The following is a 3,387-nucleotide window of genomic DNA, read 5'->3' on the forward strand; positions in this document are numbered from 1 at the left end:
GCGGGTCGTAGTCCATGAAGATGCCCTGGCCGCTCGAGCAGGCGCGCTTGACCTTGAGTTTATCATCAGTGTTGTTCTGTTGGGTTGGGCACTGTTCGGCCCGATGAAGAGTTCGATCTTGAGTATCTCGGAAGCCGTGCCCGGCTACTGGGAACGGCTGCAGAAGCCCCTGATCAAAATGGAGCAACAAGCGGTACTGTCTGAGGAAAAGCTGCAGGCGGAGGTGAGGACGGAGATATCGTCCCGGCCTGGGCCGGGGCGACACTGCTCGCTATGGTGACCATCGGGCTCCTGGTTTTCCTGCTCATGTGGCCGATCTTCGGTTTCATGGATGCTGGGACTGGTCAAGACCAAAACGAGGAAGTAAAAAATGAAACAGGACGATACCACAGGTCAGCCCAGCGGAAAATTGACCGATATCCGCCTCGATCTTATCGAATATGCCGCCATGCACACTCTGGACGAGCTGCTCACCCGGGCAATGGATAAGATCGGCGAAATGGCGGACAGCGCCATCGGATTTTTTCATTTTGTCGAGGCTGACCAGAAAACCCTTGCCCTCCAGCAATGGTCCACCCGTACCGTAAACGAGTTCTGCCGGGCTGAAGGGAAAGGGCAGCATTACCCTCTTGATCAAGCCGGCGTCTGGGCGGACGGTGCACGACGAAAAGTACCGGTGATTCACAATGACTACAACGCATTGGCACAAAAACAGGGACTGCCTGAAGGCCACGCCGAAGTCGTCCGAGAATTGGTGATCCCAATCATCCGAGCCGGCAAGGTGGTCGCCATTTTGGGCGTTGGCAACAAGCCGGAAGATTACACCGAAAAGGATGTCGAAATTGTCTCCTATCTTGCCGACGTGACCTGGGAAATAGTCCAGCGCAAAAGAGCGGAAGAGGCGTTAATCGACTCCGAAAAACGCTACAGAAGGCTTTTTGAATCAGCCAAAGACGGCATTTTGATTCTGGATGCCGATACGGGCAAGATAGTCGATGCCAACCCGTTTCTGTTGCAGTTGCTCGGTTATGAGCATGATCAGGTATTGGGCCATTATCTTTGGGACATCGGCCCGTTCGCCACTATTGCCGCATCAGAAGATGCCTTCGAGACTTTGCAGCACAACGAATATATCCGTTATGACCATTTACCTCTGGAAACCGTTGACGGACGGATCGTCGAGGTGGAATTCATCAGCAATGTGTATCTCGTCGACCATGCCAAGGTGATCCAGTGCAACATTCGTGACGTCACGGGACGCAGACAGGTCGAAGCCGAACGCGAACGATTGCTTTCAGCTGTTGAACAGGCCGACGAAATGATTGTCATTACCAATCGTGATGGGGCCATCCATTATGTCAATCCCGCTTTTGAAAGAGTGACCGGCTATACCCGCGACGAAGTGTTCGGACAAAACCAGCGCATCCTCAAGAGCGGCAAACAGGGGCCAGATTTTTATCAAAATCTATGGGCGACCATCTCCAGCGGCAACACCTTTAAGGGGCAAATGGTCAACAAGCGCAAGGATGGGACTTTTTTCACCGAGGCGGCGACCATTTCCCCTGTGCGCGACCCTGCGGGGCGAATTGTCAACTATGTTGCTGTCAAGCGCGATATTACCGAGCACCTGCGGCTTTCGGCCCAGTTCCAGCAGGCACAGAAAATGGAGTCTGTCGGCCGTTTGGCCGGTGGGGTGGCGCACGATTTCAACAACATGCTCAGTGTCATTATCGGGTATACGGAACTGGCGCTGGACAAGGTAGAGCCGTCTGGTCCACTGCATGCCGATCTCCAGGAAATATTTCAAGCCGCCAGGCGATCTGCCGATATTACCCGGCAATTGCTGGCCTTTGCTCGCAAGCAGACGATCAGTCCCAAGGTCATAGACCTGAATGAGACGGTAGAAGGGATGCTCAAGATGCTTCGGCGGCTCCTTGGTGAGGACATCGATTTGGCCTGGCTGCCCAAAGGGGGCCTGTGGCCGATTAAGATTGATCCGGCTCAGATCGATCAGATCATGGCCAATTTATGTGTCAACGCCAGGGATGCTATTGGCGGTGTGGGCAGAATCACCATCGATACGCATCCCGTCACCTTCGACGCCGGGTATTGCGCTGATCACCCGGGCTTTGTCCCGGGTGATTTTGTCCTGCTGAGCGTCAGCGACGACGGTTGTGGCATGGATAAAGAAACCCTCAGCAGTATCTTTGAACCGTTTTTCACCACCAAAGGCGAAGGGCTGGGCACCGGCCTGGGTCTGCCGACAGTTTTCGGCATTGTCAAACAGAACAACGGCTTCATTAACGTCTATAGTGAACCGGAAACAGGCACGATATTCAGGGTTTACCTTCCGCGTCATGTGGGCAAAGCAGAGAAAAGCGGCGTTGAAAAGGTTGCTGAAATCCCCTCAGGCCAAGGGGAAACGGTGCTCTTGGTGGAAGACGAGCCGGCGATTATTCACATGTGTCAAATGATGTTGGAACGATTGGGTTATCAGGTGTTGACTTCAGGAAAGCCCAGCGAGGCTTTACGCCTGGCGGAAAATCATCCTGGTGGCCTTCACCTGCTCATCACCGACGTGGTTATGCCTGAAATGAATGGTCGCGAGTTGGCGGATAAGCTGTACGGCCTGTTCCCGGGTATTAAAATCCTCTTTATGTCCGGCTACACCGCCGACGTGATAGCGCACCAGGGTGTACTGGAAGAAGGGGTGAATTTTATTCAAAAGCCCTTTTCCTTCAAGGATTTGAGTGTCAAAGTGAGAGCAACCCTGGATAAGCAGGAGCTCGATTCTTCTTCTGGCAACCGTCGATGAAGACCTGTGCCGGGCCAACGAGCCTGATCACCGGCAGAAGTGCAGCAGCCCATGGGAAATAACCAGAAGCAGAGGCAGAAAAGCAGATCAATCCTCCAGGGCCACCTGAAAAGAGGCGGTTATCAAAGGTGATGAGTGGGGGTGAATCAGGCGAGCTCACGATGCATCGGGGTATTTTCCGCCTTCATCCCGGTGTTGCCTTCGCTATGCTGTTGTCTGACAGTCGCCTGGCGCGTCGGCTGGGACATTTCTTCCTCATAAACCGGCACAAAGACCCTGAAGATACTCCCTTTTCCTACTTTGCTGGTCACGGTAATGAACCCGCCGTGGGCCCGGACAATGCCCAAAACTATGGGCAGACCCAGGCCTCGACCGAGAAAGCTGCTGGTGTAAAAGGGGTCGAAAATCTGCTCAATAGCCGGCGCGGCAATACCGCACCCGGTATCCCGTACCGCAAGACAGGCATAAAGCCGGTGCTCGAATTGACTGTCCAGGGGAAAGCGGCGTGCTGCCGGGATATCCACAGGCGTGATGGTTTGCATGCTCAGGTGGATAGTGCCCCGGTTTTGACT

At 54.0% G+C, this 3,387-nt stretch carries 2 protein-coding genes and 1 pseudogene; 2 read left to right on the forward strand and 1 reads right to left on the reverse strand.

All coding sequences use genetic code 11. From position 1 onward, the window contains the following. Nucleotides 1–280 (forward strand): annotated as a pseudogene (locus R6V78_RS06615) (hypothetical protein); the annotation flags it as partial. A gap of 90 nt (nt 281–370) precedes the next feature. Further along, on the forward strand, nt 371–2,815 hold the full coding sequence (locus tag R6V78_RS06620) for a PAS domain S-box protein (RefSeq protein ID WP_410288550.1): 2,445 nt from the start codon (nt 371–373) through the stop codon (nt 2,813–2,815). Nucleotides 2,816–2,961: 146 nt separating this feature from the next. Here R6V78_RS06620 and R6V78_RS06625 read toward each other — a convergent pair. Beyond that, nucleotides 2,962–3,387 (reverse strand): ATP-binding protein (locus R6V78_RS06625; protein WP_410288551.1); only part of this gene is annotated, 426 nt, incomplete at its 5' end.

This window comes from Desulfosarcina sp., from assembly GCF_046496365.1.
Classification (GTDB): Bacteria; Desulfobacterota; Desulfobacteria; order Desulfobacterales; family Desulfosarcinaceae; genus Desulfosarcina.

Coding starts and splice junctions, on each gene's coding strand:
- R6V78_RS06620 (WP_410288550.1), top strand. CDS start 371: ATGAAACAGGACGATACCACAGGTCAGCCCAGCGGAAAATTGACCGAT.